Origin of the sequence: Mycobacterium sp. 1164966.3 (assembly GCF_001665395.1) — a bacterium.
Taxonomy (GTDB): domain Bacteria; phylum Actinomycetota; class Actinomycetes; order Mycobacteriales; family Mycobacteriaceae; genus Mycobacterium.
The window spans coordinates 95264-121961 of sequence record NZ_LZSG01000021.1 but is presented as its reverse complement, the minus strand read 5'-3'; the positions used below and the strand labels follow the sequence as shown (position 1 = coordinate 121961).

The 26698-nt window shown below is 65.8% G+C and carries 33 protein-coding genes; 18 read left to right on the top strand and 15 right to left on the bottom strand.

What is annotated here, in order from left to right; genetic code table 11:
* Positions 1–19 precede the first annotated feature (19 nt).
* Complete coding sequence (locus A9W99_RS07795; protein ID WP_156622998.1) at positions 20–703, top strand: TrkA family potassium uptake protein; 684 nt, start codon at positions 20–22, stop codon at positions 701–703.
* 25 nt (positions 704–728) lie between these two features.
* Complete coding sequence (locus tag A9W99_RS07790) at positions 729–1415, top strand: TrkA family potassium uptake protein (RefSeq protein ID WP_067375461.1); 687 nt, start codon at positions 729–731, stop codon at positions 1413–1415.
* A 164-nt stretch (positions 1416–1579) separates the two neighbouring features.
* Here the strand turns inward: A9W99_RS07790 and A9W99_RS07785 are convergent, their stop codons facing one another.
* Together A9W99_RS07785 and A9W99_RS07780 are read right to left on the bottom strand one after the other, a co-directional pair.
* Positions 1580–2299 carry a DUF3159 domain-containing protein gene (locus A9W99_RS07785; RefSeq protein WP_082929886.1) on the bottom strand — a complete coding sequence of 240 codons (720 nt, stop codon included), beginning with the start codon at positions 2297–2299 and terminating at the stop codon, positions 1580–1582.
* Positions 2296–2664, bottom strand: a complete 369-nt coding sequence (locus A9W99_RS07780; RefSeq protein WP_067375459.1) for an OB-fold nucleic acid binding domain-containing protein — start codon at positions 2662–2664, stop codon at positions 2296–2298. Before A9W99_RS07780 ends, A9W99_RS07785 begins: the two co-directional genes overlap by 4 nt.
* A 159-nt stretch (positions 2665–2823) precedes the next feature.
* On the opposite strand from A9W99_RS07780, the gene A9W99_RS07775 reads away from it, so the two are divergent.
* Positions 2824–3522, top strand: a complete 699-nt coding sequence (locus tag A9W99_RS07775; RefSeq protein ID WP_067375572.1) for a hypothetical protein — start codon at positions 2824–2826, stop codon at positions 3520–3522.
* 109 nt (positions 3523–3631) lie between these two features.
* Here the strand turns inward: A9W99_RS07775 and A9W99_RS07770 are convergent, their stop codons facing one another.
* A complete protein-coding gene (locus A9W99_RS07770) occupies positions 3632–4402 on the bottom strand; it encodes a DUF3710 domain-containing protein (protein WP_067375457.1) in 771 nt (256 codons plus the stop codon).
* Positions 4403–4450: 48 nt separating this feature from the next.
* Complete coding sequence (dut, locus tag A9W99_RS07765) at positions 4451–4915, bottom strand: dUTP diphosphatase (RefSeq protein ID WP_067375455.1); 465 nt, start codon at positions 4913–4915, stop codon at positions 4451–4453.
* Between the two features lie 25 nt (positions 4916–4940).
* Between dut and A9W99_RS07760 the strand changes: the two genes are divergently transcribed.
* On the top strand, positions 4941–5423 hold the full coding sequence (locus A9W99_RS07760; RefSeq protein WP_067375453.1) for a DUF3093 domain-containing protein: 483 nt from the start codon (positions 4941–4943) through the stop codon (positions 5421–5423).
* A 9-nt stretch (positions 5424–5432) separates the two neighbouring features.
* Here A9W99_RS07760 and A9W99_RS07755 read toward each other — a convergent pair whose 3' ends face one another.
* The gene (locus tag A9W99_RS07755; protein WP_036468275.1) at positions 5433–5735 is read right to left on the bottom strand and encodes a DUF4193 domain-containing protein; all 303 of its coding nucleotides are present in this window, start codon (positions 5733–5735) and stop codon (positions 5433–5435) included.
* Between the two features lie 213 nt (positions 5736–5948).
* On the opposite strand from A9W99_RS07755, the gene cei reads away from it, so the two are divergent.
* A complete protein-coding gene (gene cei, locus A9W99_RS07750) occupies positions 5949–6599 on the top strand; it encodes an envelope integrity protein Cei (RefSeq protein WP_067375451.1) in 651 nt (216 codons plus the stop codon).
* 3 nt (positions 6600–6602) lie between these two features.
* Here the strand turns inward: cei and A9W99_RS07745 are convergent, their stop codons facing one another.
* On the bottom strand, positions 6603–7481 hold the full coding sequence (locus A9W99_RS07745) for an inositol monophosphatase family protein (RefSeq protein WP_067375449.1): 879 nt from the start codon (positions 7479–7481) through the stop codon (positions 6603–6605).
* A 111-nt stretch (positions 7482–7592) separates the two neighbouring features.
* Here A9W99_RS07745 and ppgK point away from each other — a divergent pair, with 111 nt between their 5' ends.
* The 3 genes from ppgK to A9W99_RS07730 all read left to right on the top strand — a co-directional run bounded on the left by ppgK (position 7593) and on the right by A9W99_RS07730 (position 10492).
* The gene (ppgK, locus tag A9W99_RS07740) at positions 7593–8384 is read left to right on the top strand and encodes a polyphosphate--glucose phosphotransferase (protein ID WP_067375448.1); all 792 of its coding nucleotides are present in this window, start codon (positions 7593–7595) and stop codon (positions 8382–8384) included.
* Positions 8385–8561: 177 nt separating this feature from the next.
* A complete protein-coding gene (locus tag A9W99_RS07735; protein ID WP_067375571.1) occupies positions 8562–10130 on the top strand; it encodes an RNA polymerase sigma factor in 1569 nt (522 codons plus the stop codon).
* Between the two features lie 143 nt (positions 10131–10273).
* A complete protein-coding gene (locus tag A9W99_RS07730) occupies positions 10274–10492 on the top strand; it encodes a hypothetical protein (RefSeq protein WP_156622997.1) in 219 nt (72 codons plus the stop codon).
* A gap of 257 nt (positions 10493–10749) precedes the next feature.
* On the opposite strand, the gene A9W99_RS27535 is transcribed toward A9W99_RS07730, so the two are convergent.
* Positions 10750–10881 (bottom strand): hypothetical protein, encoded by a 132-nt coding sequence (locus A9W99_RS27535; RefSeq protein ID WP_256389942.1) that lies wholly within the window; start codon positions 10879–10881, stop codon positions 10750–10752.
* Positions 10882–11063: 182 nt separating this feature from the next.
* Between A9W99_RS27535 and A9W99_RS07725 the strand changes: the two genes are divergently transcribed.
* Positions 11064–11840 carry a cutinase family protein gene (locus A9W99_RS07725; protein ID WP_067375444.1) on the top strand — a complete coding sequence of 259 codons (777 nt, stop codon included), beginning with the start codon at positions 11064–11066 and terminating at the stop codon, positions 11838–11840.
* 76 nt (positions 11841–11916) lie between these two features.
* Here A9W99_RS07725 and A9W99_RS07720 read toward each other — a convergent pair whose 3' ends face one another.
* Positions 11917–12117, bottom strand: coding sequence for a DUF1508 domain-containing protein (locus A9W99_RS07720; RefSeq protein ID WP_067375442.1), 201 nt, complete (start codon positions 12115–12117; stop codon positions 11917–11919).
* Between the two features lie 69 nt (positions 12118–12186).
* On the bottom strand, positions 12187–13797 hold the full coding sequence (locus A9W99_RS07715) for an alkaline phosphatase family protein (protein ID WP_067375440.1): 1611 nt from the start codon (positions 13795–13797) through the stop codon (positions 12187–12189).
* Between the two features lie 367 nt (positions 13798–14164).
* Here A9W99_RS07715 and A9W99_RS07710 point away from each other — a divergent pair, with 367 nt between their 5' ends.
* On the top strand, positions 14165–14569 hold the full coding sequence (locus tag A9W99_RS07710; protein ID WP_067375438.1) for a RidA family protein: 405 nt from the start codon (positions 14165–14167) through the stop codon (positions 14567–14569).
* On the opposite strand, the gene A9W99_RS07705 is transcribed toward A9W99_RS07710, so the two are convergent.
* On the bottom strand, positions 14521–14874 hold the full coding sequence (locus A9W99_RS07705; RefSeq protein WP_067375436.1) for a DUF952 domain-containing protein: 354 nt from the start codon (positions 14872–14874) through the stop codon (positions 14521–14523). The genes A9W99_RS07710 and A9W99_RS07705 overlap by 49 nt on opposite strands.
* Positions 14875–15001: 127 nt before the next feature.
* On the opposite strand from A9W99_RS07705, the gene A9W99_RS07700 reads away from it, so the two are divergent.
* Together A9W99_RS07700 and A9W99_RS07695 are read left to right on the top strand one after the other, a co-directional pair.
* A complete protein-coding gene (locus tag A9W99_RS07700; RefSeq protein WP_067375434.1) occupies positions 15002–15187 on the top strand; it encodes a hypothetical protein in 186 nt (61 codons plus the stop codon).
* Positions 15188–15247: 60 nt separating this feature from the next.
* The gene (locus A9W99_RS07695; protein WP_067375569.1) at positions 15248–16222 is read left to right on the top strand and encodes a YihY/virulence factor BrkB family protein; all 975 of its coding nucleotides are present in this window, start codon (positions 15248–15250) and stop codon (positions 16220–16222) included.
* On the opposite strand, the gene A9W99_RS07690 is transcribed toward A9W99_RS07695, so the two are convergent.
* A complete protein-coding gene (locus A9W99_RS07690) occupies positions 16223–16462 on the bottom strand; it encodes a DUF3039 domain-containing protein (RefSeq protein WP_067375432.1) in 240 nt (79 codons plus the stop codon).
* A gap of 71 nt (positions 16463–16533) precedes the next feature.
* Between A9W99_RS07690 and A9W99_RS07685 the strand changes: the two genes are divergently transcribed.
* From A9W99_RS07685 to ideR, 3 genes are all read left to right on the top strand, one after another.
* Positions 16534–16950, top strand: a complete 417-nt coding sequence (locus tag A9W99_RS07685) for a DUF3099 domain-containing protein (protein WP_156622995.1) — start codon at positions 16534–16536, stop codon at positions 16948–16950.
* 174 nt (positions 16951–17124) lie between these two features.
* Positions 17125–18132 carry a sigma-70 family RNA polymerase sigma factor SigB gene (gene sigB / locus A9W99_RS07680; protein WP_067375567.1) on the top strand — a complete coding sequence of 336 codons (1008 nt, stop codon included), beginning with the start codon at positions 17125–17127 and terminating at the stop codon, positions 18130–18132.
* Positions 18133–18262: 130 nt separating this feature from the next.
* Complete coding sequence (ideR, locus tag A9W99_RS07675; protein WP_067238074.1) at positions 18263–18955, top strand: iron-dependent transcriptional regulator IdeR; 693 nt, start codon at positions 18263–18265, stop codon at positions 18953–18955.
* 80 nt (positions 18956–19035) lie between these two features.
* Here the strand turns inward: ideR and A9W99_RS07670 are convergent, their stop codons facing one another.
* On the bottom strand, positions 19036–20094 hold the full coding sequence (locus A9W99_RS07670; RefSeq protein ID WP_067375428.1) for a DUF4192 domain-containing protein: 1059 nt from the start codon (positions 20092–20094) through the stop codon (positions 19036–19038).
* Between the two features lie 111 nt (positions 20095–20205).
* Between A9W99_RS07670 and sthA the strand changes: the two genes are divergently transcribed.
* Positions 20206–21612 carry a Si-specific NAD(P)(+) transhydrogenase gene (gene sthA, locus A9W99_RS07665; RefSeq protein ID WP_156623011.1) on the top strand — a complete coding sequence of 469 codons (1407 nt, stop codon included), beginning with the start codon at positions 20206–20208 and terminating at the stop codon, positions 21610–21612.
* Positions 21613–21622: 10 nt separating this feature from the next.
* Here sthA and A9W99_RS07660 read toward each other — a convergent pair whose 3' ends face one another.
* Positions 21623–22378 (bottom strand): serine protease, encoded by a 756-nt coding sequence (locus A9W99_RS07660; RefSeq protein ID WP_067375424.1) that lies wholly within the window; start codon positions 22376–22378, stop codon positions 21623–21625.
* Between the two features lie 138 nt (positions 22379–22516).
* Here A9W99_RS07660 and A9W99_RS07655 point away from each other — a divergent pair, with 138 nt between their 5' ends.
* On the top strand, positions 22517–23491 hold the full coding sequence (locus A9W99_RS07655) for a proteasome assembly chaperone family protein (RefSeq protein WP_067375422.1): 975 nt from the start codon (positions 22517–22519) through the stop codon (positions 23489–23491).
* Positions 23492–24513: 1022 nt separating this feature from the next.
* A complete protein-coding gene (locus tag A9W99_RS07650) occupies positions 24514–25554 on the top strand; it encodes an alpha/beta fold hydrolase (protein WP_067375565.1) in 1041 nt (346 codons plus the stop codon).
* A gap of 74 nt (positions 25555–25628) precedes the next feature.
* On the opposite strand, the gene A9W99_RS07645 is transcribed toward A9W99_RS07650, so the two are convergent.
* The gene (locus A9W99_RS07645) at positions 25629–26114 is read right to left on the bottom strand and encodes a peroxynitrite isomerase (protein WP_067375419.1); all 486 of its coding nucleotides are present in this window, start codon (positions 26112–26114) and stop codon (positions 25629–25631) included.
* A gap of 42 nt (positions 26115–26156) precedes the next feature.
* A complete protein-coding gene (gene nrdR, locus A9W99_RS07640; RefSeq protein ID WP_067375417.1) occupies positions 26157–26621 on the bottom strand; it encodes a transcriptional regulator NrdR in 465 nt (154 codons plus the stop codon).
* Between the last annotated feature and the right edge of the window lie 77 nt (positions 26622–26698).

Below are 26698 nucleotides of genomic sequence, written 5' to 3'. Positions count from 1 at the left end.
GCAGCCGGGAGGGCCGCAAGTGCGGGTGATTGTGATGGGGTGCGGCCGGGTGGGGTCTTCGGTTGCCGACGGGCTGTCCCGAATCGGCCACGATGTCGCCGTCATCGACCGTGACAGCGCGTCTTTCAACCGGCTCAGTCCGGAGTTCGCCGGCGAGCGCGTGCTGGGCCAGGGATTCGACCGCGATGTACTGCTCAGGGCCGGTATCGAGGAGACCGACGCGTTCGCCGCGGTCTCGTCCGGGGACAACTCCAACATCATCTCGGCACGGCTGGCCCGGGAGACGTTCGGTGTGCAGCGCGTCGTCGCGCGCATCTACGACGCCAAGCGCGCCGAGGTCTACGAGCGTCTGGGCATCCCGACCATTGCCACGGTGCCCTGGACCACCGATCGCCTGCTCCACGCTCTGACGCGGGAAACCGAGACCGCCAAGTGGCGCGACCCGACCGGTACCGTGACCGTCTCCGAGGTGGTCCTGCACGAGGACTGGGTGGGACACCGCGCCACCGACCTGGAGCAGGCCACCGGCGCGCGGGTCGCCTTCATGATCCGATTCGGGACGGGCATCCTGCCGGAGCCCAAGACGGTCATCCAGGCCGGCGACCAGGTCTACGTCGCCGCGATATCCGGACGCGCCGCTGAGGCGGTTGCCATCGCGGCCTTGCCGCCGAGCGAAGACCTGGACTCAGGACCGAGCCGATGATCCCGCTGACCGAGGAGCGCCGGAAATGAAGGTAGCTGTCGCGGGCGCGGGTGCGGTGGGCCGCTCGGTCACCCGCGAACTCGTGGAGAACGGCCACGACATCACCCTGATCGAGCGCAACCCTGACCACGTCGATGTCGACGCCATCCCGGCCGCGCACTGGCGCCTCGGCGACGCGTGCGAGCTGAGCCTGCTCGAGTCGGTGCACCTCGAGGAGTTCGACGTGGTGGTCGCGGCCACCGGCGACGACAAGGTCAACGTGGTCCTCAGCCTGCTGGCCAAAACCGAATTCGCGGTACCCCGGGTGGTAGCCCGGGTCAACGATCCCCGCAACGAATGGCTGTTCACCGACGCATGGGGGGTGGACGTGGCGGTGTCCACGCCGCGGATGCTGGCGTCGTTGATCGAGGAGGCCGTCGCGGTGGGCGACCTGGTGCGGCTGATCGAGTTCCGCAAGGGTCAGGCGAACCTGGTCGAGATCACGCTGCCCGACGACACCCCGTGGGGCGGCAAGCCGGTGCGCAAGCTGCAGCTGCCGCGAGACGCCGCCCTGGTGACGATCCTGCGCGGGCCCCGGGTCATCGTCCCCGAGGCCGACGAGCCGCTGGAAGGTGGCGACGAACTGCTCTTCGTCGCGGTCACCGAGGTGGAAGAGGAACTGAGCAAGCTGCTGCTGTCGAACCAGGACACTCGGGCACAGCCCGGCGCTTAGTCATGATGGTGGCGACCCACTTCGCCCGGCTACGCCGCGCTCGTGATCGCCACTAGTCCTGATGGCGGCGACCCACTTCGCCCGGCTACGCCGCGCTCGTGATCGCCACAAGTCCTGATGGTGGCGACCCACTTCGCCCGGCTACGCCGCGCTCGTGATCGCCACTAGTCGCGCTGGGCGTCGCTGTCGATCTCGGCGCCGGTGGCCGGAGCCCCGTCAGCTGCCTCGTCGTCGGCGGGCATGGCTCGGTGAGCCGCCTTGATGGCCGCGTAGGTCCCCAGCGCGGCCACCGCGGTAAGCGGCCAGCCCATCGCGATCCGCGCTATCCCGAGCCAACCAGTCTTGTCCGCGTCGTACAGCAGCTCCTGGACCGCGAACCGGGCGGCGAAGACCAGCGTCCAGCACAGCGTGGCGACGTCGAACGAATACACCGCCCGGGGAACGTTGCGCCAGCCGCGATCACGCCCGCTGGCCCAGCTCCACAGATAGCCGACCACCGGCTTGCGGATCGCGATCGACACCGCGAAAACCACCGCCCAGAACAACGACATCCAGATGCCCAGCAGGAAGTAGCCCTTCGACTCACCCATCGCGTAGGCGATCAGCGCGCAGATGGCCACCCCGAAGAATCCGGAAAGCGCGGGCTGCGTCGATTCCCGACGGATCAACCGCCACACCAAGATCAGGGCGGCCGCGCCAACGGCGAACCCGATCGCCGGGAGCAGCCCCGCGACGCTGGATGCGGCCACGAAGATCACCACCGGCACCGTCGAGTAGACGAGACCGGCCACCCCACCAACCTGCGCGAGGAGCCGGTCCGGGTGGACACGCTTGGCGCTGACGGGAGACCCCGGTGAATCCCCCAGATCACTCGGGACGGTCACCGCTGAATCTCGTAGTGCGGGTTGTAGATGGCTTTGGACCCGTTCTCCAGCTTGCCGAGCCGACCGTGTACTCGCAGGGTGCGACCCGAGTCGATGCCGGGGATCCGGCGTTGACCCAGCCAGACCAGCGTGACGGTGTCGCTACCGTCGAACAACTCCGCGCGCACCCCGCCGGAGCCGCCCTTGCCGGTGGTCTCCACGCTGCGCAAAGTACCGACCATCGTCACTTCCTGACCGCGGTGGCAGTCGATCACGCGTTGCGCGCCGGTGCTGATGACTTCGTCGGACAGCTCCTCGCAGTCGCGTTCCTCCGGGTCCTCCGTCAACCGACGGGAGAGCCGGCGCAGAAAACCTTGGGCCCTCATGGCCACTCCTGACAGTGCTCGACTACGGCAACCAACATCCGCTATATACCTATGCCAACGGCAACCGTAGACCTGTTGGTTCCCCGGCGCCACCGAGCCGAAACCGGTCTCACTGCCAGCCATCTTGGTGCCCCCGCGGACGCCGGGCACTATCTAGGGGTGGCTGTCGATTTGCGCGGTGTCACCACCGTGTTGCTGCCCGGAACCGGATCCGACGACGATTACGTCGACCGGGCGTTTTCCGGCCCCCTACGCAATGTCGGCGCCGTGGTGGTCACGCCGCGGCCGCAGCCGGGCCGTCTGATCGACGGCTATGTGTCCGCCTTGGAGGACGCCGCTCGCGCCGGCCCGATCTGCGTCGGGGGCGTGTCGATCGGCGCGGCGGTGGCAGCAGCGTGGGCGCTGGCCCATCCCGGTCAGGCGGTGGCCGTCTTGGCTGCGCTGCCGGCCTGGACCGGTGACCCGGGCTCGGCGCCGGCCGCTTTGGCGGCCCGGCATTCGGCGTCCCAGCTGCGCCGCGACGGCCTGGAAGCCACCACTACGCAGATGCGGGCGTCCAGCCCGCACTGGCTGGCCGACGAGCTGGCCCGGTCGTGGCGCAGTCAATGGCCGCAGCTGCCCGACGCCATGGAGGCGGCGGCGGGCTACATCGCCCCGAGCCGAACGGAACTGCAGCGGCTGACCGTGCCGCTGGGGGTAGCCGCCGCGGTCGACGACCCCATTCACCCCCTGCAGGTCGGTGTCGACTGGGTGAGCGCAGCGCCGCGCGCCGCGCTGCGCACGGTGACGCTGGATCAGATCGGCGCGGAAGCCGCCGCGCTGGGCGCGGCCTGTCTGGCCGCGCTTGCCGACTGTTGACCGCAGCGAGCCTGCGGTCATGGCTACTCGATGGCGGGCAGATGCGCCCTGGACGCAGGTTCGGCGCCACCGTCGCAGGCTCGGCAACGCCGGGTGCGACCTGCGCCGGCTAGCCGCCGGTCGTCGTGCGCAATTGCTGCATCGCCGATCCCTCGGCACCGCGGCGCGCGGCGGCCTCTGTCTGTTGCGAGACCGCCTGCGCGGCCTGTTGTGCGGCCGCCTCGCGCAGCTGCTCGACCATCGGCTCGGGCAACTGGACCGGCAGTGGCGTGCGCACCGGCAGCGGCGTGTCGCCGCGACGGACGACGGTGTCCGCCAGTGCCGTGCGGGCTTCCTCGACCAGCGCGTCGATGGTCTCGTGTGAGCCGTTGACGACACAGCGGATCATCCATCGGTAGCCGTCGACCCCGATGAAACGCACCACGCCCGAGGCGGTGCCGACCACTTCTCGACCCCACGGGCCGTCCTTGATGCTGACCTGGGCCGAGTCCTGGCGCAGCGAATCGGCGAGTTCGCCGGCCACCTCACGCCACAGGCCGCCCGTCTTGGGTGCCGCATACGCGGCGATCGTGAAGCGGCCGTTTTCGGTGACGACCCACACCGCGCTGGGCACCCCACTCTCGGTCAACTCGACCTGCAGCTGGCCTCCGGCCGGCATGGGGATCAGCACCGAGCCGAGGTCGAGTCGGCCCAGCACCGCATCCGCCGGGTCATCGAAGTCGTCGATGTCGAACGGGCCCTCCAGCTCCCCCTGGTCTTCGGCGCCTGCGTCGGCTTGCGGCGCTGCTTCGGCGGCCGCGGGCGCTGGCGTCTCGTCCGGCGGCTCGACGGAAGCCTTCGAGCTGTCGTCTTTGCCTGAGCGTCTACCGAATGCCGCCATCAGCGCCGCTCCTCTCCATCGCTCTCCTGCCCTGAATCGTCGCCGGCGTCACAAGCTTGCGTGGCCGCCGGAGGAACCGTGACCGCCGTCGCCACGGGAGGTTTCGGCCAGCCCGGCCTCGTCGAAGGAGGAGACCTCCACCAACTCGAGTAGCTCGACCCGCTGCACCAGCAGCTGGGCAATCCGGTCGCCGCGGTGCACGTCGATCGGCGTGTGTGGGTCGAGGTTGATCAGCGAAACCTTGATCTCACCACGGTAGCCCGCATCGATGGTCCCCGGACTGTTGACGATCGAAAGTCCCACGCGGGAAGCCAATCCCGAACGCGGGTGGACCAAACCCACCATCCCGTACGGGACCGCGACCGCGACGCCCGTGCGCACCAGGGCGCGATGCCCGGGTGCCAGCTGGACATCTTCGGCGCTGTACAGATCGACCCCGGCATCGCCGTCGTGAGGACGGCTGGGCAGGGGCAGATCCTTGTCGAGACGGACAACGGCCAGACTGGGCGACACGGGGCCACAGACTACTCTTGACCGCGTGTCGGGTACGCGTATAGCGCCGCACAGCGTGCGATATCGCGAACGACTGTGGGTGCCCTGGTGGTGGTGGCCGCTGGGCTTCGCGCTGGCGGGGCTCATCGCCTTCGAAGTCAACCTCGGCATCACGGCGCTGCCCGACTGGCTGCCGTACGTAATCCTGTTCACCGTCGCGGCCGGCGCGTTGCTGTGGCTCGGCCGGATCGAGATCCGGGTCACCGGCGAGTCATCGGCCGGCGACGTCGAGCTCTGGGCCGGCGAGGCGCACCTGCCGGTCACCGCCATCGCCCGGTCCGCCGAAATCGTCGCATCCGCCAAGTCAGCGGCGCTTGGCCGTCAGCTCGACCCGGCGGCTTTTGTGTTGCACCGGGCATGGGTGGGCCCGATGATTCTGGTCGTCCTCGACGACCCCGATGACCCCACGCCGTACTGGCTGGTGAGCTGCCGTCGCCCCGAGCGGGTGCTGTCGGCCCTGAGAAGCTGAGTGCAGCTGTCAGGCAGCGCAGTCGGTACAGATCATCACGCCGTTCTTCTCGCTGGCGAGCCGGCTGCGGTGTTGCACCAGGAAGCAACTCGAGCAGGTGAACTCGTCCGCCTGCTTCGGAATGACGCGCACAGACAGTTCTTCACCGGACAGGTCGGCGCCGGGCAACTCGAAATTCTCAGCGGATTCGGATTCGTCGACGTCGACCACTGCCGACGCCGCCTCGTTCCGCCGCGCTTTGAGCTCCTCCAGCGAGTCCTCGGAGACGTCGTCAGTCTCGGTGCGCCGTGGAGCGTCGTAGTCGGTAGGCATCGTCCTATCCCCTCTTGCCCTTAACCCTCTGTGCCCTTAGATCCCTTAAACCCGCAATATCCCAAGCAACGCTTTGTACCAGCGTCGAACGCATCCACCAAATGATTCGTGCCCGGATCGCCGTTCATTAGAGTGTGATTTACGTCACACCCCTGTATTGACTCTTGAGTTCGCCCTTAAACAGTGCGTTTAGCGTCCGACTAGAGTGCACCTGTGGTCGCACAAATCACCGAAGGTACCGCTTTCGACAAGCACGGCCGGCCCTTTCGGCGACGCAACCCCCGGCCCGCCATCATCGTGGTGATCCTGCTGACGATCATGACCGGCATCATCTGGACCGTTGCGCTGACGCGGCCGGCGAAGGTCCGCGAGGCTACGGCTTGTAACCCGCCTCCGCAGACGACCGAGTCGACGACGGTCAAAGTGGGTGAACCGGTGTCGCGGTCGGAGATGACGGACGTCGCGCCGGCCAAACTCAGCGAAACCAAGGTCCGCGTCCTCAATGCCAGCGGTCGCGGCGGTCAGGCCGCCGACGTCTCCGGCGCGCTACGGGATCTGGGCTTCGCCCAGCCGTCCGCCGCCAACGACCCGGTCTACGCCGGAACCCGGCTGAACTGTCAGGGCCAGATCCGCTTCGGCACCGCCGGGCAGGCCACGGCGGCCGCAGTATGGCTGGTGGCGCCCTGCACCGAACTGTTCCACGACGGCCGCGCCGACGACTCAGTCGATCTGGTTCTCGGTACCGAATTCACCGCCCTGGCGCACGACGACAACATCGACGCCGTCCTCGCCACCCTGCGCCCGGGTGCCACCGAAGCCGCGGATCCCGCGCTGCTGTCCAAAATCCACACCAGCAGCTGCTGAGCGTCAGTCGGGGATCGGCTCCAGGCCGTTGCACTGCTTGAGGGCCGCCAACAGCTCGTCGGCGATTCCGGGCGCTGCCGCCATCACCAGGCCCGCACTGCCGTCCGGCGAGCTGTAGTCGGGCAGTTCTACCCGGGCGCCCGCCTCGGCGGCGATCAGCGCGCCCGCCGCGCAGTCCCACGGCTGCAGCCCGTGCTCGTAGTAGGCATCCAGGCGGCCCGCCGCCACCATGCACAAGTCCAGCGCCGCCGAGCCGATCCGGCGCACGTCGCGGACCATCGACAGCATCCGCGCCACCAGCGCCGCCTGGACGGTGCGGCGCCGCAGCGAGTACGCGAAGCCGGTGCCTACCAACGCCATCGATAACTCCTCGACGGCGGTGCAGCGCAACGGTTGCGTCCCATGCTCGTCGGTGACCTGCGCGCCCTGCCCGCGCGCGGCCGAATACACGCGCCCGGCGACGACGTCGGCGACCGCGCCGGCCACCGACACGCCGTTGATCTGTGCTGCCACCGACACCGCGTACACCGGGATGCCGTACACGAAGTTCACCGTGCCGTCGATGGGATCCAGCACCCAGGTGACGGTGTCGGCGCGTGGCACCGTCCGGCCAGTGTGGCCGCCGCCTTCCTCACCCACGATCGGATCACCGGGTCGCAGCTGCGCCAGCCGATCACGCAGCAAGCGTTCGCTCTCGGTGTCGACAACCGTGACCGGATCGGTCGGGGTGCTCTTGGTCTTCACCACGTCGCCGTCGGCGGCGGTGGGGGCGCCGACGCCGAATACCTGCGCACGGCGGGTTCGCACGAACGCGGCGGCTTCAGCAGCCAGCGTTTCGGCCGCAGAGCGCAGCCGCGCCGGGTCGTTGTCGGCAGGCGTCACCGCTATATCGCATCACAGTTGACCGGCACGGCGTCCAACTGCTCAACCACGGCAATTCCCAGGGCTAAGGTGGGCGGGCAGCCAACTGTCTCGTCTCGCCGAGGAGATTTGATGACCAGCACCGATACCCTGTCCGAAACAGCCGGCGCCGCGCAACGTCGTGGATTCGGCATCGACGTCGGCGGCAGCGGCACCAAAGGCGGAATCGTCGATCTGGACACGGGTCAGTTGATCGGCGACCGGATCAAGCTGCTGACCCCGCAACCGGCTACCCCCTCGGCCGTCGCCAAGACCATCGCCGAGGTCGTCAACGCATTCGGGTGGACCGGTCCCCTGGGCGTGACCTACCCCGGCGTGGTCACCCACGGCATCGTGCAGACCGCGGCCAACGTGCACAAGTCCTGGATCGGGACCAGCGCGCGCGACATCATCAGTGCCGAACTGGACGGCCAGGACGTCACGGTGCTCAACGATGCGGACGCGGCCGGGCTCGCCGAGGAGCGTTACGGAGCGGGAAAAGGCCACACCGGGCTGGTGGTGGTGCTCACGTTCGGCACCGGAATCGGCTCCGCGGTCATTCACAACGGGACGCTGATACCCAACACCGAGTTCGGCCATCTCGAGGTCGACGGCAAAGAGGCCGAGCACCGGGCGGCGTCATCGGTCAAGGAGAACCACGGCTGGAGCTACAAAAAATGGGCCAAAGAGGTCACCAAGGTGCTGATCGCCATCGAGAACGCGATGTGGCCGGATCTGTTCATCGCCGGCGGCGGCATCAGCCGTAAGGCGGACAAGTGGGTGCATTTGCTGGAAAACCGCACCCCGATCGTGCCCGCGGCCCTGCAGAACACGGCCGGGATAGTCGGTGCGGCGATGGCCTCCACAACGGACGTCACGCATTGAATTTTGCCTGCTGGCGCAGTATGGGCGCGCACTGTCGTTACAATGGTCAGCGGCGGCCGCCCGACCGATAACGCGCGAGTATTCACGCTGGTATCAACGCCGACATTCGACATAGCAGACACTTTCGGTTAAGCACGCCCAGATCCACCGGAAGTGAGTCCGACCGAAGGGGTCTATGTGGCAGCGACCAAGACGAGCCCAGCAACTGACGATCCGGTGAAGCGCACCGCGAAGTCGTCCGGGTCTTCTGGCTCTCACGGGTCTCCGGCCAAGACAGCTGCCAAGCGTTCGCCGGCGAAGGCCGGCAATGGCACCGCCGCTCCCGCAAAACGGGCTACCAAGACTGCGTCCAAGGCCGCCAAATCCGCCGCCACCGCGCAGGCCGCCGAGGCCCCCAAGAAAAGCCGCGCAAAAGGCGCTGACGCAAAGGGGACGTCCGGTCGTGGTGCCAAGGCGACAGCCAAAGGGGCCCCCGCCGCCCCGGATGCCGACGCCCTGGCCGTTGTCGACGACGCCGAAGCCACCGAGGACCTCGACGCCGACCTCGGCGTGGAGCCGGACGAAGACCTCGATATCGATGCCGCCGATCTGAACCTCGAAGATCTCGAGGAAGTTGCCGCCGAGGCCGACGACGTCGATCTCGAAGCCGACGCCGAGGGCGAGGAGACCGAGGCCGTTGCCGTCGCGGCGCCCGCCGAAGCCGCCGCTGAAGACGAGGAAGAGATCGCTGAACCCAGCGAAAAGGACAAGGCCTCCGGCGATTTCGTTTGGGACGAGGATGAATCCGAGGCGCTGCGGCAGGCCCGCAAGGACGCCGAGCTCACCGCATCCGCGGACTCGGTACGCGCCTACCTCAAGCAGATCGGCAAGGTGGCGCTGCTCAACGCCGAGGAAGAGGTCGAGCTCGCGAAACGGATCGAAGCGGGTCTGTACGCCACGCAGCTGATGGCCGAAATGGCTGAGCGCGGCGACAAGCTACCCGCCGCTCAGCGCCGCGACATGATGTGGATCTGTCGCGACGGCGACCGTGCGAAAAACCATCTGCTGGAAGCCAATCTGCGGTTGGTGGTCTCGCTGGCCAAGCGCTATACCGGGCGCGGCATGGCATTCCTCGACCTGATTCAGGAAGGCAATCTGGGCCTGATCCGGGCGGTCGAAAAGTTCGACTACACCAAGGGATACAAGTTCTCCACCTATGCGACGTGGTGGATCCGCCAGGCGATCACCCGCGCCATGGCCGACCAGGCGCGCACCATCCGCATCCCGGTGCACATGGTCGAGGTGATCAACAAGCTCGGCCGCATTCAGCGCGAGCTGCTGCAGGATCTGGGCCGGGAGCCCACGCCTGAGGAGCTGGCCAAGGAAATGGACATCACGCCCGAGAAGGTGCTCGAGATCCAGCAATACGCGCGCGAGCCGATCTCGCTGGATCAGACCATCGGCGACGAGGGCGACAGCCAGCTCGGCGACTTCATCGAAGACAGCGAAGCCGTCGTGGCCGTCGACGCCGTGTCGTTCACGTTGCTGCAGGACCAGCTGCAGTCGGTGCTCGAGACGCTGTCCGAACGCGAGGCCGGCGTAGTGCGGCTGCGCTTCGGCCTCACCGACGGCCAGCCCCGCACGCTCGACGAGATCGGACAGGTCTACGGGGTGACCCGCGAGCGCATCCGCCAGATCGAGTCCAAGACGATGTCAAAGTTGCGTCACCCCAGCCGTTCTCAGGTCTTGCGCGACTACCTCGACTGAGGGCACTCAGCGTGGAGGCGCGTGGCCGCAAGGTTTGACCGTACGGGCGCCAACAGTGTGGGCCAATGTTTGCCAACTGTGATTAGTCGGCACAGCACCGCGCATCAAATCTGTGCCTTGCATTGCTCGCATACCAATGCTGGTTGACTGACTGGCACCGACTGCACATGTTGGCACTGCAGACATCTGACCTTCGTGGTAGCCGTTTCGGTCTTCGCTGCGGCTTGGCCGGTGTCGCCGGCACCGCGCGCTACGCGCTCACGCCGTTCGAGCGCGGCGCGTTGCCATTCCTCATGCCGTTGCCCAGCAGCAATCACGGCGAGCGCCATGCCAATGCCATCCGTTGGGGGGATCCGACTTGAATAGTCAGCGGCGCGCCTCGCCCACTTCGGCCGCATCAGACCAAAGACCATGGCTCCCAACGCAATACCAATTACGGCGAACGCAATTGTTCGGTTAGCGTTCCCCTTTACATAGGCGGCGGTGCCAACTCCCATAGCGATGAAAGCAAGAGAGGCACACAGCAGCAGTTCTTCTAGCAAGAGCCAACTGAGAGTCCTTTCTCTCGTGCTCCATCATGCTCCGAGGCCAGTCGTTGCGGCAGACAATGCGCCGGGTGCTACGGGATTATTGAAAGATTCTCGGCGAGATATTCGTGATCGGCGCCGTAGCGGACGAGCAGTCGGCCGGACTTCCAGTAGGTGCGCGAAACCGAACAGCCTCGAGTGCGGTTGGCGATTTTTATGGCCATCTGCATACCTTCGCTGTCGAGCAGTAGCTCGAAAGGGAGTAAACGACATCGGCTGACGTGGACGGCGCACCTTTCGGCCGCTACCGCTTGGTGAAGCGAGCAACCGCTGAAGGAGCGGACATCCCGCAAACTGCCACACCGAACATCGTCCCATTGCCAGAAAGTCGTGCTTTAGTGATCACATGCATGGACACCTTCTCAGCAGCGCTGCACGTCACGTCTCTCGTTTGCTTGCTCCTGCGGTGGTCGCGGTGTTGGGGGTCAACGCTTCGGTCCTCGCATCGGCAATCCCTAACGCCTCGGCCGATCCTTGTCCGGACGTTCAGGTGGTGTTCGCGCGCGGCACCGACGACCCGCCTGGCGTCGGCCCGACCGGACAGGCATTCATTGACTCCCTGCGCCCGCGGCTTGGCGCAAAATCGCTTGACGTGTATCCGGTCGACTACCCCGCTACCTATGACTTTAAGAGTGCGGGCATGGACGGCGTCAGAGACGCGGGCGCGCATGTTGTTTCGATGGCGCACGACTGCCCCAACACCAAGTTGGTGCTCGGCGGTTATTCGTCGGGCGCGGCCGTGATGGGCTTCGTCACCTCGCCTGCCGTACCGGCTGGGATCGATCCGGCGAGCGTACCCAAACCGATGGACCCCGAGGTGGCCAACCACGTCTCCTCCGTGGTGCTCTACGCACTGCCAAGCGACAAGATGATGAACCTCTTCGGCGCGCCGCCGGTCGTTATCGGGCCGCTCTATCAGGCCAAGACCATCCAGGTATGCGCTCCCGCGGACCCGATCTGTTCCGACGGGGGAAGTTTCGACGTACATAAGGCGTATTCGACCAACGCGCCAATAATTGACCAGGGTGCGGCCTTTGCGGCCAGTCGTCTTGGCGGAGGTCCTGGCGCACCGGGGACTGCCGTCGCGTCTCCACCTTCTCCAGAAGGAGGCCTTGGCACTTAGCCTCTGGCGCAGCAGCGCGCATTCAACCATCACGCGAAGCGAATTCGCTTCGCGCGTCGGCGAATTAGAGACGGCGCTAGTTGTGCGCCGGCTGCGGCTGGGTCAGGTCTACGACGTTGGCGACGGAAGCACTTGCCTTCACGGACTCAATGCCCTTCTCGGCACTCGCCTTGGTCTCGTAGCCCTGGCTGGCGGCGATGATCTCGCCGTTGGCCGCTTTCAGGTGGAATCGAAACTTCCCGGATTTGTCCTTGCTGATCTCAAATTTGGCTGCCATAGCAGTTCTCCTGTTCGTTGAGAACATCGGCAACGCTACGCCTGGATGGCTCCCGGAAGAAGGCTCACGCTATGGCCAATAGTCGTTCATCGCCGTGGCGAATCGGTCGTTGTTGGTGAGCCGGGGAAGTTGGAGCGAGTCTTCGATGGTCCGCAGCAGGCTGTAATGGTTGTTGTAGTGGCCTGCCAGGAAGTGGCCTTGGCGCATGCCGGAGTTCGGTGACGGGATGACAATCATGGGAACATGATTGCCTTCGTTGCCGATGCCGAGTGAAATGTTGTTGTAGTCCTCGTCCCACGTGATGAAGATGGCGCTGCGCTGCGTCTGGAACGCAGGCGAATTCATGATGATCGGCAATGTCTCGGCGAGAAACTTGTCGCCGGACTTGATGTTGTATTGATGATCCGTGAGCAGGCTGATGATGAATTGGAGGTTGATGGGGCCCTCCATGTTGTGGTCCTCGTCCGCAGCCCACCACACGTAGTTCGGGGTGGTGGCGGGCGACGCGAGGTCCGTGGCCATCCGCTCCAGCGGCAACACATGTTGCTGGCAGCGAGCGGGATTCGAGACGATGTCGTGGAAGGCGAGAAATGGTAGTTCGCCGGGGCTGTAGGGACCCGAGGACTGCGTGAAACAGGGGGAGGGCATGGACTGCTCGTAGCTGGCCCAGCCCTTGCCCGCTCGCTCGATGTTGTCGACCAGGTTGGGTTCGTCGAAGCAGTCCAGTTCGCAGTTGTAGTTGAAGCCGAAGTCCGACCCGCCGAGGATCGGGTAGTAGTTCGGAATGCTGGGGTGGGTTTGGGCGTAGTAGTTCGCCCCGTATCCGTAGTTGTCGATGAGGCCGTTGATGTATGGCGCATTGCGGCTGCCGCGGATGTCTTTCACGCCATGGTTCTCGAGATAGATCATGAACACGTGGTCGAGCGGACCGACTTTGGACAAGGGCGGTGTCGGGGGCGGCGGGGCGGGCAGCGGAGCACCCACGGTAAATGAGAGGTTGTCGGCGTAGGCGTTGTTGTAGCTGCCGAATACCGGGTTGCAGTCTTTGAGGGTCACGACGACACGCGCGCTTTGGGTGCCCACGGGAATCGTCCCGGTGGTTTGACGTTCGAGGAGCACAGTCCTCAATCGGCGGTCAAATACAGTGACCGGCCCGATCTTGCCGGTGCCCACCGGCGCTTGATTCGCGTCCAGGAAAGTGACCGTGACAGTCGCCGCGGAGGGATCTTCCAAGAAGCCTCCGAGCCATCCGCTTAGCCGGTAGGACACTGCGCCGTTGGCGGGCAGGCCGCGCAGGTCGACGGTTTGCGTCAGCGTGGATGTGGCCACGTTGCCACCGCCGAAGAACTGTACTGCGCCGTCCGGGGGCCCGTTCTGAGCGCGCGGAAATCCCAAGGCGGCAGGCAGAGTCGGCCCGGGCGACGCGAGGGGCCATGGCAGGCGGCGCTGGGTGCCGTACTTGATCACGGTCGGTGTGCCGGTCACGCTCCAGCCCGGGATGGACACCGAACTGTATCCAGACAACGACGGGTCGCCCAGCTCGGCGCCCGGGTTGACCAACAGATTCGGGCTCTGAACCTCAAAGGGGTCGACGGCTGCCGCGGGCCCGGTGTCCATGGAGAAGATCAGCAGGGCGACCCCCGCGAGCGCACCAACCACACGCCATGAGCGACAAGACATCAGGCAATCACCTCTGTGGTTTGACACGCTCGCATTGCTCCGTTGATGGTGGCCCACACACCGCTGTCCACCTACGTGGTTGTGCAAACTGATACCGAGGGGATGCCGTTCGGTGACCGCGTCGATGATGCGATCGCAGCGGAAATCGTGTAAAGGCTCGACGGATCCAGGTTTGACAATTCAAACGAGGTCAAAGCTGTTGTGGCGAGGGTCCGTAACGGCACGCTCTGTGCTTTCACCACTAATTCTGTTGCGGCACAACAATTTTCTTCGGACGCTCAACGATGCATCAGCGCGGTGGCCCGGACCCCAATGCCGCGCCGAAATTCCTAATGCGCCAACGGCAGCGCGGACGTAGTGTCACCACATGCCAGCAGGTCGACAAAACGTCTCGTCAGGATCCGATTTCGAATCGATCGTGGGTTATTCGCGCGCGGTGCGGGTTGGCCCGTACGTGGCGGTGGCCGGAACCACCGGCAGCGGCGACGATCTCGCCGCGCAGACCCGAGACGCTCTGCGCCGCATCGAGGTTGCGCTCGCGCAGACCGGGGCGGGCTTGACCGATGTGGTCCGGACCCGCATCTATGTGACCGACATCGCTCACTGGCGCGCAGTCGCGCAAGTACACGCAGACGTTTTCGGGCAGATACGTCCGGTAGCCACCATGGTCGAGGTTTCCGCGCTCATCGAACCCGGCCTGCTGGTGGAAATCGAAGCCGACGCCTACGTGTCGCCCAGCGGCGGGAAGCTGCCGTCAGGCGCCGGTGAATAGGCAGTGACCTCGATCACAGCGCTCGCGGGCAGCGCGCCGTACAGATGCGGGAACAGCATCGACTGCGGATCCGTCGGCACCCCCGGCTCCCAGCGCACCGGGGCGTCGAGCGCCGCCGGATCGATGTAGAGCAGCAGCAGATCGCTGCGGCCGCGGTACAGCCGATTGGCCGGCAGATGCACCTGACCCGGAGTCGACAGGTGCACGAACGGGGCGCCCGCGTCGGGCCGGATTTCGCCGCAGCTGCCGACTCGCGACCACTTCTCGGCCGGGCACAGGTGCACCAGTACACGCGCTGACGGCATAGAAGTTAGCTTGCCTGACTGACGAGCGGGAATCCGTGAGAAACGACACACCTGATAACGGTCGGGGAACAAGGCGAAAACCCCAAACGTCTGACACAGTTGAAGACACGCCAGAAACGGAGACGCCATGAACGCAACTCTGACCAGTCCTGAACTGACTAGAGCTGACCGCTGCGACCGCTGCGGCGCAGCCGCCCGCGTTCGTGCGAAGCTGGCTTCCGGAGCTGAGCTGCTCTTCTGCATGCATCACGCAAACAAGCATCAAGCGAAGCTGACCGAGCAATCCGCCGTGCTCGAGGTCAGCGGAAGCTGAATTCGTCCAAACTCATCCGCTACCAGGCTGTGCGAGCAGTCATGGTAATGCTGGATGGGTATGAATGACCAGGCAGCCAGGCCGTCCCGCCACCATGTGTGGCGAATAAGCAAAAGGGCGTTATCGAAAAGCTGGGATGACTCGATCTTCTCGGAGTCCGCGCAAGCGGGCTTCTGGTCGTGTCTGTCCCTGCCGCCACTGCTGCTGGGAATGCTGGGCTGCCTGGCCTTCGTAGCGCCGCTGTTCGGCGCTGACACGCTGCCGGCCATCGAAAAGACGTTGGTCACCACCGCCCACAGCTTCTTCGCGCCCAGCGTGGTCAACGAGATCATCGAGCCCACCATCCGCGATGTCACCAAGCACGCGCGTGGCGAAGTGGTGTCACTGGGCTTCGTCATCTCGCTCTGGGCGGGATCGTCGGCGATCTCGTCGTTCGTCGACTCGGTGGTGGAAGCGCACGACCAGACGCCGCTGCGTCACCCGGTGCGACAACGATTCTTTTCGTTGTTCCTCTACGTGATCATGCTGATTTTCCTGGTGGCGACCGCGCCGCTGGCCGTCGTCGGCCCGCGCAAGGTCGCTGAGCACATCCCGCCGACGTTGGGCAACCTGCTGCACTACGGCTACTACCCGATGCTGATCTTCGGCCTCATGTTGGGCGTGATGGTGCTGTACCGCGTTTCGCTGCCGGTACCGCTGCCGTCGCATCGGCTGATGATCGGCGCCATCTTCGCGACAGCGGTGTTCGTGACCGCCACGCTGGGGTTGCGGTTCTACCTGAAATGGATCACCAGCACCGGCTACACGTACGGGGCGCTGGCCACGCCGATCGCGTTTCTGCTCTTCGCGTTCTTCGGGGGCTTCGCCGTCATGTTCGGCGCCGAACTCAACGCCGCTATCCAGGAGGAGTTCCCCGCCCAGGCCACCCACGCCCACCGGTTGCGACGCTGGCTGGTCGCGCGGGTGCGTCGCGACCCGGAGTACCAGCCTCCCCCGTCGCAGGACAACGTTGCCCCGGCGGACCAGGCCGGTTGATCAGCTTTTCTTGAGCTTGTCGTAGATCTGCTTGCATTCCGGGCACACCGGCGAGCCCGGTTTGGCCGCGCGTGTGACGGGAAATACCTCACCGCACAACGCCACAACGTGACTGCCCATGACGGCGCTCTCGGCGATCTTGTCCTTGCGGACGTAGTGGAAGTACTTCGGCGTGTCGCTGTCGGTCCCGTCGTCGACGCGTTCGTCGGTATCGGTGCGCTCGATCGTCTGGGTCTGCATACCTGACATTGTGCACTGGTCGAGCTGCACGTGATCGACGTGGCGAAACCGGATAAGCCGGAATCGATCTGTTGTGGGAGAGTGAAGAGATGAAGCGCGGCTCCGACCAGGGGTTCGACGACGACGGCAGGCCAGTGCTCATCACCGCCGCCGCGCCCTCGTACGAGGAAGAGCATCGGGCGCGGGTGCGTAAGTACCTGACGCTGATGGCGTTCCGTATCCCGGCCCTCATCTTGGCCGCCGTCGCATACGGCGCCTGGCACAACGGCCTGATCTCGCTGCTGATCGTGGCGGTGTCGGTGCCGTTGCCGTGGATGGCCGTGCTGATCGCCAACGACCGGCCCCCGCGCCGCGCCGACGAGCCTCGCCGGTTCGACCGACCCCAGCGCCGGACCCCCTTGTTCCCGACGGCCGAACGGCCCGCGCTCGAGGCGCGGCCACATCCCGCCGGGCATTTCCACCCCCCTGGCCCGGACGACCTCGCGTAGGTCGCCGCGCTCAGAGTTTCCGAATGGCGCCGGCTCGCCGCACTTCTCAGGACATTCTCAGGTCGACGGCACATTACCGCACGTCAAGGCGTGTGAGATGACAAGGCGCTGGGAACTCTCACTAAGGGTTTGTCGTTAGACCACATGACAGCACAAGCCGATCGGGAGGGCGCAATGGCAAATGCAGCCGCAAGGGGGGCCAACGCAGGCGTCAGAGGCGCCGACCCCACGACACGGTCCACCCGCATTGAGAGCGATCTGGATGCACAGAGCCCGGCGGCGGACCTGGTACGCGTGTACCTGAACGGCATCGGCAAAACGGCCCTGCTCAACGCCGCCGACGAGGTCGAGCTGGCCAAGCGCATCGAGGCCGGCCTGTATGCCGAACACCTGCTCGAGACCCGTAAGCGTCTCGGCGAGAACCGCAAGCGAGAGCTGGCGGCTGTGGTGCGCGACGGTGAGGCAGCCCGCCGCCACCTGCTGGAAGCCAACCTGCGCCTGGTCGTGTCGTTGGCCAAGCGCTACACAGGCCGTGGAATGCCCCTGCTGGACCTCATCCAAGAGGGCAACCTGGGCCTGATCCGCGCGATGGAAAAGTTCGACTACACAAAGGGATTCAAGTTCTCGACGTACGCCACATGGTGGATCCGCCAGGCCATCACCCGCGGCATGGCCGACCAGAGCCGCACCATCCGGCTGCCCGTGCACCTGGTCGAACAGGTCAACAAGCTGGCGCGGATCAAGCGCGAGATGCACCAGAACCTGGGACGCGAAGCCAGCGACGAGGAGCTCGCCGCCGAATCGGGCATACCGATCGAGAAGATCAACGACTTGCTCGAGCACAGCCGTGACCCGGTGAGCCTGGACATGCCGGTCGGCTCCGAAGAGGAAGCCCCGCTGGGCGATTTCATCGAGGACGCCGAAGCGATGTCCGCCGAGAACGCGGTGATTGCCGAGTTGCTGCACGTCGACATCCGCAGCGTGCTGGCCACGCTCGATGAGCGTGAGCACCAGGTGATCCGGCTGCGCTTCGGTCTGGACGACGGCCAGCCGCGCACGCTGGATCAGATCGGCAAGCTTTTCGGGTTGTCCCGCGAGCGCGTCCGTCAGATCGAGCGCGATGTGATGTGCAAGCTCCGCCACGGCGAGCGCGCCGACCGGCTGCGCTCGTATGCAAGCTGACGACTCCGCCCACAGCTAGGTAGCAGACAGTATGCCCGCCGCGCCGCGGCGGGCATACTGCTTGCCTAGGACACGTTGGACCCATTCACGCAGCTGGCCAAGTAGACTCAGCGTCAATGGAGGGTGCTGGATGAACGAGCTGGTCGATACCACCGAGATGTACCTGCGGACCATCTACGACCTCGAGGAAGAGGGCGTGACACCGCTGCGTGCCCGGATCGCTGAGCGGCTCGACCAAAGCGGGCCGACAGTCAGCCAGACGGTATCCCGGATGGAGCGCGACGGACTGCTGCACGTGGCGGGCGATCGCCATCTGGAACTCACCGACAAGGGCCGGGCGCTGGCCGTCGCAGTGATGCGCAAGCACCGTCTCGCCGAACGACTGCTCGTCGACGTCATCGGTTTGCCGTGGGAAGAAGTGCACGCCGAGGCATGCCGGTGGGAGCACGTGATGAGCGAGGACGTCGAGCGCCGGCTGGTCAAAGTGCTCAACAACCCGACCACTTCGCCGTTCGGCAACCCAATTCCGGGTCTGCTGGATCTGGGCGTGGGCTCGGAGTCCGACGCCGACGGGGTCAACCTGGTGCGATTGACCGAGTTGCCCGCCGGATCGCCGGTGGCCGTTGTCGTCCGCCAGCTGACCGAGCACGTGCAGGGCGACATTGATCTGATCACGAGACTCAAAGACGCCGGCGTCGTGCCCAATGCGCGAGTGACCGTCGAGACCAGCCCGTCGGGCGGTGTGACCATCCTCATACCGGGCCACGAGAACGTCACCCTGCCACACGAGATGGCACACGCCGTCAAGGTCGAGAAGGTCTGACCCGAGCGCGAGCAGACGCAAAATCCCCCAAATGATCGCGTCGAAACAGGTGATTTGCGTCTGCTCGGCAGCTCGCGCAACTAGCCGGCGCGCCGACCGAACGTCTGTCGCGGCGGCAGGCGCACACCGAGTTGCCGGGCGAGCCGGTAGCCGGTGAGCGCGAGTTCACGGATGCGCTCGGGCCGCAGGCCGGACTGCAATGCGGTGTCCAGCATGCCGGCCATCCGATGGTCGGCATCGCAGCGCAATGCGGCCTCCAGCGACACCCCGGCCAGCGGCCCGTCGCCGCGTGCATAAGCGCTGAAGGCCAGCAGCACCAGCGCCTCAACCCGCCACGGCGGCGGCAGCCGTCGCGCCAGCTCAGCCCATAGCGCCTCGGCCTCACCGGCATTCGCACCCACCGCGAGTGCATAGAGGATGTCGCGCACCTGCCCGTCGCTCAGCGCGCAACCCAACTCCGCCACCTCCGCATCGGGTAGCGCCTGCCCGCCCGCGACCCGGGCGGCGGCAGCCATTGCCTTCTCCACGTCGACGCGACACCGGCCCACCGGGTCCGCGCGATGTGCCGTCTCGCGCACGGTTGCCTGCCGTTCCACGGCCGCGGCCAATTCCGCGCTGCGCATCGTGTCTTCGACGGCGATGACGGCCTGCAGATCAGCGCGGCGCGGGTAGAGCCGACGCCCGTCCAGGACTGCCGCAGCGGCCAGCGGCGACGACGACGGGTCGTCGATCAGCCCGCCCCTACCGCAACCGTCGACGCAGTGCCAGCGCCCGCCCCGAGCCACTCGATCCACCACATGCACTGCCCACAGCACGACGCCGTGTTGCGACAGCGCGTCGGTAAGCTCCTCAGACAACTCGCGGAAGTCCTCGTTGCAGCGCGGGCATTGCGCGCCCTCGGCGTCGACGAAAACCGCGACCGCCGCCTCGGGATCGGCGGCCGCGGCCACCTCGGCGAGGTGCTCGATGCGGCCGGGTAGCTCGTCAGAGAGGTCGACGCGCAGCACCGACCCCAGTTCGTCACCCTCCATCGACACCACGACCAGTGATTTCTCCGGCACGAAGCCGAGGACGGCCGGTAGCGCGGCGATCAGCGCCGCAGGACGGTTGAGTTCAAAGTCAGATCGATGCTTCGTCATGGGCACCAACGTGGCAACCGGCACCGTCAGCCTGCACTCGCACAATGAGATTGAGCTGTCGTCTGTGGAGAAAGTCGCGACTGTGGGCTCTATCGTCTATGCATGGGTTCGATGCAGGAGTACGACATCGTCGTCATCGGTTCGGGGCCCGGCGGCCAAAAGGCCGCCATCGCCGCGGCCAAGCTGGGTAAATCTGTCGCGATCATCGAACGGGGCCGCAGTCTGGGCGGCGTCTGCGTCAACACCGGCACCATCCCCTCGAAGACGCTGCGCGAGGCCGTGCTCTACCTCACCGGGATGAACCAGCGCGAGCTCTACGGGGCGAGCTACCGCGTGAAAGATCGCATCACCCCCGCCGATTTGCTGGCCCGAACCCAGCATGTGATCGGCAAGGAAGTCGACGTGGTGCGTAACCAATTGATGCGCAACAGGGTCGACCTGCTGATCGGGCACGGCCGGTTCGTCGATTCGCACACCATCTGCATCGAAGACCCCGGCCGCCGCGAAATGACCACTGTCACCGGCGATTACATCGTCATCGCCACCGGCACCCGGCCGGCGCGACCGTCCGGCGTCGAGTTCGACGAGCAACGGGTGCTCGACTCCGACGGCATCCTCGATCTCAGGTCGCTGCCGTCCTCGATGGTCGTGGTCGGTGCGGGTGTGATCGGCATCGAGTACGCCTCGATGTTCGCGGCGCTGGGCACCAAGGTGACCGTGGTGGAAAAGCGCGAGACGATGCTGGACTTCTGCGACCCCGAGGTGATCGAAGCCCTGAAATTCCACCTGCGCGACTTGGCGGTGACCTTCCGGTTCGGCGAGGAAGTGACCGCGGTCGACGTCGGCGCCGCGGGCACCGTCACCACGCTAGCCAGCGGCAAGCAGATCCCCGCCGAGACGGTGATGTACTCCGCGGGACGCCAGGGGCAGACCGACCACCTCGATCTGGAGAACGCCGGCCTGGAGGTCGAGGGACGCGGCCGGATCTGGGTCGACGGCAGTTTCAAGACCAAGGTGGAACACATCTACGCCGTCGGCGACGTGATCGGGTTCCCCGCGCTGGCCGCAACCTCGATGGAACAAGGCCGTCTGGCTGCCTACCATGCGTTCGGGGAACCGGTGGACGGCATCACCGAACTGCAGCCGATCGGCATCTACTCGATTCCCGAGATCTCCTACGTCGGGGCCACCGAGGTGGAACTGACCAAGAACGCGATCCCCTACGAGGTGGGCGTGGCCCGGTACCGTGAACTGGCCCGCGGCCAGATCGCCGGCGACTCATACGGCATGCTCAAGCTGCTGGTGTCCACCGACGACCGCAAGCTGCTCGGGGTGCACATCTTCGGTACCAGCGCCACCGAGATGGTCCACATCGGACAGGCCGTGATGGGGTGCGGCGGGACCGTCGACTACCTCGTCGACGCGGTGTTCAATTATCCGACGTTCTCCGAGGCATACAAGGTCGCCGCGCTCGACGTGACGAACAAAATGCGCGCGCTCAACCAGTTCCGCCGCTGACCCGAGCAGCTCAGCAGCCGTCGTCGTAGTCGGTTGGCGCCTTGTCCCCCGGGCCACCGGCTTCGGCGCGAGCCAGCAGCTGCGCGATGTGTTCGTCGAACGGCGCCGAGTACGACATGTCGGCCTGGCACCCGCCGCCTTCCGGGCCGCCGATCACGGCGGTCACCGCGGTGCCGCTGACCCAGGGGGCGCCGCTGGTGCCGCCGACCAGCCCGTCGCACGCCAGAGCGGGGAAACCGCCAGGGGTCATTGCGGTGGGGGCCTGGCAGCTGATCGGCGAGCCACCCGCTCCGGCCGGATAGCCGGTCACGGTGACGCGGGTCCCGGGGGCAGGCGTGGTGCCCAGCACCAGGCCGGAGCCGGCGCGCGCCTCCAGCGACCCACCGTGCTGGTTGCTGACCCTGGCGATCGCGTAGTCGGCTCGCAGATCCTTCTTGGCGACCCAGCGTGAATCGAGGTAGACGTCGTCGACCTGCCACAAGTCGGCCGGCTCGGCGTTACCGGAGAAGCCGGGAGCAAATGTGGCGCGGAAGCCTCCCAGCAGACAGTGTGCGGCGGTCAGGATGAGGTTCCCGCTGCTGGAATGCAGCACCGAACCGGTACAAAAGTGCACCTTGCCGCCCTCGGGGAAGATCGCGCCCACCCGCGGGTCGACCGGTGCGGGAGCCGCGGCCGGTCCCTCCCCGGCGGGGTCGCACGCCAGCAATGTCGTCAGGCTGACCAGCGAGCATAGCCATACCGTCGGGAAGCGCATCGCCTCAATCATGCCTGCCCGGGAGTGCTGGCAAGCGCCCACCATTACCGACGTCGAATACCCTGCGGTGCTGTTGCGTTTCGGTGCCGTTTGGATGTGAGGGACACTGGTTAGGGCACCCTGGAGATAACTGGGAGGGAGGCAATACCGATGGCGCGCCATCGCAACCCGGACGACGACTACTACCAGCCAGGGCAGCCCGGCATTTACGAGCTCGAGTTCCCGGCACCGCAATTGTCGACGTCCGACGGCCGCGGCCCGGTGCTGGTGCACGCACTGGAAGGGTTCTCCGACGCCGGTCACGCCATCAGGCTGGCCGCTGCCCATCTCAGGGCGGCCCTGGACACCGAGTTGGTCGCGTCCTTTGCGATCGACGAGCTGCTGGATTACCGCTCGCGGCGCCCGCTGATGACCTTCAAGACAGACCACTTCACCCACTACGAAGATCCCGAGCTGAGCTTGTACGCGTTGCGGGACACCGCCGGGACACCGTTTCTGCTGCTGGCCGGCATGGAGCCGGACTTGAAATGGGAACGTTTCATTACCGCGGTGCGCCTGCTCGCGGAGCGCCTCGGCGTGCGGCAGACCATCGGTCTGGGCACAGTGCCGATGGCGGTCCCCCACACCCGGCCGGTCACGATGACCGCGCACTCGAACAACGCGGAACTGATCGCCGACTTCCAGCCGTGGATCTCCGAAATCCAGGTGCCCGGCAGCGCGTCCAATCTGCTGGAGTACCGGATGGCCCAGCATGGTCACGAGGTCGTCGGATTCACCGTGCACGTCCCGCACTATCTGACCCAGACCGACTACCCGGCTGCCGCCCAGGCACTGCTCAAGCAGGTGTCCAAAACCGGGTCTCTGGAGCTGCCCCTGACGGCACTGTCCGAGGCGGCTGCGGACATCCGGGCCAAGATCGACGAGCAGGTGCAGGCGAGCGCCGAGGTCGCCCAAGTGGTGGCGGCGCTGGAGCGCCAGTACGACGCCTACATCGAGGCCCAGGAGAACAGGTCACTGCTGAGGCGCGATGAGGAGCTGCCTAGCGGCGACGAGCTTGGTGCGGAGTTTGAGCGATTCCTGGCTCAGCAGGCAGAAAAGAAGTTTGACGACGACGACTCGGCCTGAACGCCCAGACCCGACCTGATCGCCCTGAGCTGTCCCGACAATGACGTTGGGAGAGAGGTGTCGCGAGATGACCGAGCGGAAGCGCAACCTTCGACCGGTGCGGGAAGTGACTGCGCCTTCGCTACCGCCGGTTGTACACGACCGCCGTTCATCGAAGATCCAGCTCAGGAAGCATCTGGTCTCCGTGTCCTCGGGCGTATTCACCTGTCGCGGGATGCGGACGACGCAGGAACGATCAATTGAGCGCCAGCGTGAGGCGACCACGGACGACCCCGCATCCGGGCCTAGCCGCGCGCCACTTATCCCCCGTCTCGGGTAGCCATCCCCCGGACGGTGCCGATAATGGCATCCGGCCCAGGCAGCTTGTAACGACGGAGGGTGCCGGGCTGGACCGCGCTCAGCGTGTCTCCGAAGCGACCGCTATGGCTACCGGTCAGTGGCCGCCGTGGCCGCCGCCGCCGACTCCACCATTCGGACCGCCGGGGCCGTTAGGCACGTACGGGCCGGGTCCCGGGCCACCGTTGGGCATCCCATTGGGGCCGACTGGGCCGGGACCGGGGCCGCCGTTGGGCATGTAACCGGGCCCGCCTGCGTGGCAGTTGTTCCAGTCCCAGTTATTACCCCAGCCCGGGTCCCAAAACTGTCCAGGGCACCAGTCAGCCGGCATCGGTCCGGTAGGGCCGGGAAGGGCTTCAGCTACGCTCGCCGCGCCCAGACCGGCAAGTCCAAGACCTGTGGCCAAAGCAGTCGCGGCTGCAAATCGTTTGATGTTTCTCACCGGTGTTGAGTACCACCCAATAACGGTCGCCCAAACGCCTTGTCCGGAAGCTTGCCTCTCCGTCGGGTGACCTCGGAGGAGGTCCTGCCTTGCCCCGCCTCCTCGGTAGGGCAGCGTGCACGGCTACCCGTGCACGCGCGCAGGCGGGCGGCAGGGGTGGCGCTTAGCAGCGGAGCTGCTTGCGCTTTGGGGTCGCCCGCCACCTCAACAGGCGTCTAGCGGTTAGGTGAACTACCGTCTATCCATGGTGAACGTCAAAAGGCCAGCGACGGTACGCCCCTTGAAGTTGTGTACAACCGACCCTGTTGAACCTTCGCTGCAGTTCCGCACCATTCACGGCTATAGGCGGGCGTTCCGGATTGCCGGTGAAGGTCCGGCGATACTGCTGATCCACGGCATCGGCGACAATTCCACGACCTGGGAGGGCGTACACGCCCAGCTCGCGCAGCGCTTCACCGTCATCGCCCCGGACCTGTTAGGCCACGGGAAGTCCGACAAGCCGCGCGCCGACTACTCGGTCGCGGCCTACGCCAACGGCATGCGCGACCTGCTCAGCGTGCTCGACATCGAGCGGGTGACCATCGTCGGGCATTCGCTCGGCGGAGGCGTGGCGATGCAATTCGCCTACCAGTTCCCCCAACTTGTCGAGCGATTGATCCTGGTCGGCGCCGGCGGTGTCACCAAGGACGTCAACTTCGTGTTGCGGTTGGCCTCGCTACCGATGGGCAGCGAGGCCATCGCATTGCTGCGGTTGCCGCTCGTGCTGCCGGCGGTGCAGGTTGCCGGCAAGGTAGTCGGCAAGGCCCTGGGAACCACCGCGCTGGGACACGACCTGCCGAATATGCTCCGAGTGCTGAACGATCTCCCGGAGCCGACGGCGTCGGCCGCGTTCAGCCGCACCTTGCGCGCCGTGGTCGATTGGCGCGGGCAGATCGTCACCATGCTGGACCGATGTTATTTGACCGAGGCCATCCCGGTGCAGATCATCTGGGGCAGCAGGGACGCGGTGCTTCCGGTCCGGCACGCCACTATGGCCCACGCCGCCATGCCGGGCTCCCGGCTCGAGATCTTCGAAGGCTGCGGTCATTTCCCCTTCCACGACGACCCCGCTCGGTTCATCGACATCGTCCAGCGGTTCATCGACAACACAAAGCCCGCCGATTACGATCCGGCTGCGCTGCGCGCACTGCTCAGCAGAGGCGGCGAAGGAACCGTCCATGGGCCGGTCGACACCCGTGTCGCGGTGCTGGAGGCCATCGGTTCCGACGAACGCAGCGCTACCTGATCATCGCTATGTCGTACAGTCGGGCCATGAGCTCGACTCCCGCTGTCAGACAAGCGGATTGAGCTGCGCGCCCGTTACGGTTTGCGGCGCAACACCGCGGCGAGGTGGTCCTGCACCGGCTGGCCGACCGCGCCCATCCGTACCGTATAGGACAGCTCGTCGCCGTCGATCAAAAACGAACGGCCAAGCGCGCTAACGTTTTTGGCGGTCGGGGTCAATCCGATCGAGTCGGTGGTCAGCTCTATTTCGATGCGGTCGCCGCTCACCGAGTAATTGCCGACCTCGATTTCGGTGATGCCGCTCGGATGGGCCAGAACCAGCTCGACATGTCCGGGTTCCGGGGCTCGCAGAAACCCCGTTTCGGCATGCAACGGCTTCCCGTCGGCCACTGCCTTGGTCTTTTGCGTGTAAGCCAAAAACGGTTTGCCCACATGGGTGAATAGGACTTCTTCGAAATACTCGAAAGGCTCGATCGTCGGGTACTTACCGGTGCCGCGACCTGACCAGGTACCGAGCAGTGGTGCCAGCGCTTCAAGGTTCGGATGCAAGTCGACAGCCATAAAAGCAGCGTAGTCCGGCGACTCTCGGGCTGGACCCTCGCGTCAATTCGGTGTCGATACTTTGCGGTGCGCCCGAAGCACCTCGATCTCGCGCTCGAAATCGTCTGCAGAAGAAAATGACCGGTATACCGAAGCGAACCGAAGGTAGGCAACCTCGTCGAGTTCGCGGAGCGGTCCAAGGATCGCCAGCCCGACCTCGTGACTGGGGACTTCCGGCGATCCGGCCGCGCGCACGGTGTCTTCCACCTGCTGGGCCAGCAGATTCAGCGCATCGTCGTCTACCTGACGACCCTGGCATGCGCGGCGCACACCGCTGATGACCTTCTCTCTGCTGAACGGCTCGGTGACACCGCTGCGCTTGACCACCGCAAGCACCGCCGTTTCGACCGTGGTGAACCGTCGCTGACACTCTGGGCAGGACCGGCGTCGCCGGATGGCCTGGCCTTCATCGGTTTCTCGCGAATCGATCACCCGGGAATCTGGATGCCGGCAGAACGGACAGTGCATCGCCGCTCCTTTGCCGTGCCGACATTCGGGTACCGCAGACGACTCCGAGAGTACCTGTGCGCTCGCCGGCGGAGCCA

Coding starts and splice junctions, on each gene's coding strand:
- A9W99_RS07790 (WP_067375461.1), top strand. CDS start 729: ATGAAGGTAGCTGTCGCGGGCGCGGGTGCGGTGGGCCGCTCGGTCACC.
- A9W99_RS07780 (WP_067375459.1), bottom strand. CDS start 2,664: ATGAGGGCCCAAGGTTTTCTGCGCCGGCTCTCCCGTCGGTTGACGGAG.
- A9W99_RS07770 (WP_067375457.1), bottom strand. CDS start 4,402: ATGGCGGCATTCGGTAGACGCTCAGGCAAAGACGACAGCTCGAAGGCT.
- A9W99_RS07755 (WP_036468275.1), bottom strand. CDS start 5,735: ATGCCTACCGACTACGACGCTCCACGGCGCACCGAGACTGACGACGTC.
- ppgK (WP_067375448.1), top strand. CDS start 7,593: ATGACCAGCACCGATACCCTGTCCGAAACAGCCGGCGCCGCGCAACGT.
- A9W99_RS27535 (WP_256389942.1), bottom strand. CDS start 10,881: ATGGCCATAAAAATCGCCAACCGCACTCGAGGCTGTTCGGTTTCGCGC.
- A9W99_RS07725 (WP_067375444.1), top strand. CDS start 11,064: ATGCATGGACACCTTCTCAGCAGCGCTGCACGTCACGTCTCTCGTTTG.
- A9W99_RS07720 (WP_067375442.1), bottom strand. CDS start 12,117: ATGGCAGCCAAATTTGAGATCAGCAAGGACAAATCCGGGAAGTTTCGA.
- A9W99_RS07715 (WP_067375440.1), bottom strand. CDS start 13,797: ATGTCTTGTCGCTCATGGCGTGTGGTTGGTGCGCTCGCGGGGGTCGCC.
- A9W99_RS07710 (WP_067375438.1), top strand. CDS start 14,165: ATGCCAGCAGGTCGACAAAACGTCTCGTCAGGATCCGATTTCGAATCG.
- A9W99_RS07705 (WP_067375436.1), bottom strand. CDS start 14,874: ATGCCGTCAGCGCGTGTACTGGTGCACCTGTGCCCGGCCGAGAAGTGG.
- A9W99_RS07700 (WP_067375434.1), top strand. CDS start 15,002: ATGAACGCAACTCTGACCAGTCCTGAACTGACTAGAGCTGACCGCTGC.
- A9W99_RS07695 (WP_067375569.1), top strand. CDS start 15,248: ATGAATGACCAGGCAGCCAGGCCGTCCCGCCACCATGTGTGGCGAATA.
- A9W99_RS07690 (WP_067375432.1), bottom strand. CDS start 16,462: ATGCAGACCCAGACGATCGAGCGCACCGATACCGACGAACGCGTCGAC.
- sigB (WP_067375567.1), top strand. CDS start 17,125: ATGGCAAATGCAGCCGCAAGGGGGGCCAACGCAGGCGTCAGAGGCGCC.
- ideR (WP_067238074.1), top strand. CDS start 18,263: ATGAACGAGCTGGTCGATACCACCGAGATGTACCTGCGGACCATCTAC.
- A9W99_RS07670 (WP_067375428.1), bottom strand. CDS start 20,094: ATGACGAAGCATCGATCTGACTTTGAACTCAACCGTCCTGCGGCGCTG.
- sthA (WP_156623011.1), top strand. CDS start 20,206: ATGCAGGAGTACGACATCGTCGTCATCGGTTCGGGGCCCGGCGGCCAA.
- A9W99_RS07660 (WP_067375424.1), bottom strand. CDS start 22,378: ATGATTGAGGCGATGCGCTTCCCGACGGTATGGCTATGCTCGCTGGTC.
- A9W99_RS07655 (WP_067375422.1), top strand. CDS start 22,517: ATGGCGCGCCATCGCAACCCGGACGACGACTACTACCAGCCAGGGCAG.
- A9W99_RS07650 (WP_067375565.1), top strand. CDS start 24,514: ATGGTGAACGTCAAAAGGCCAGCGACGGTACGCCCCTTGAAGTTGTGT.
- A9W99_RS07645 (WP_067375419.1), bottom strand. CDS start 26,114: ATGGCTGTCGACTTGCATCCGAACCTTGAAGCGCTGGCACCACTGCTC.
- nrdR (WP_067375417.1), bottom strand. CDS start 26,621: ATGCACTGTCCGTTCTGCCGGCATCCAGATTCCCGGGTGATCGATTCG.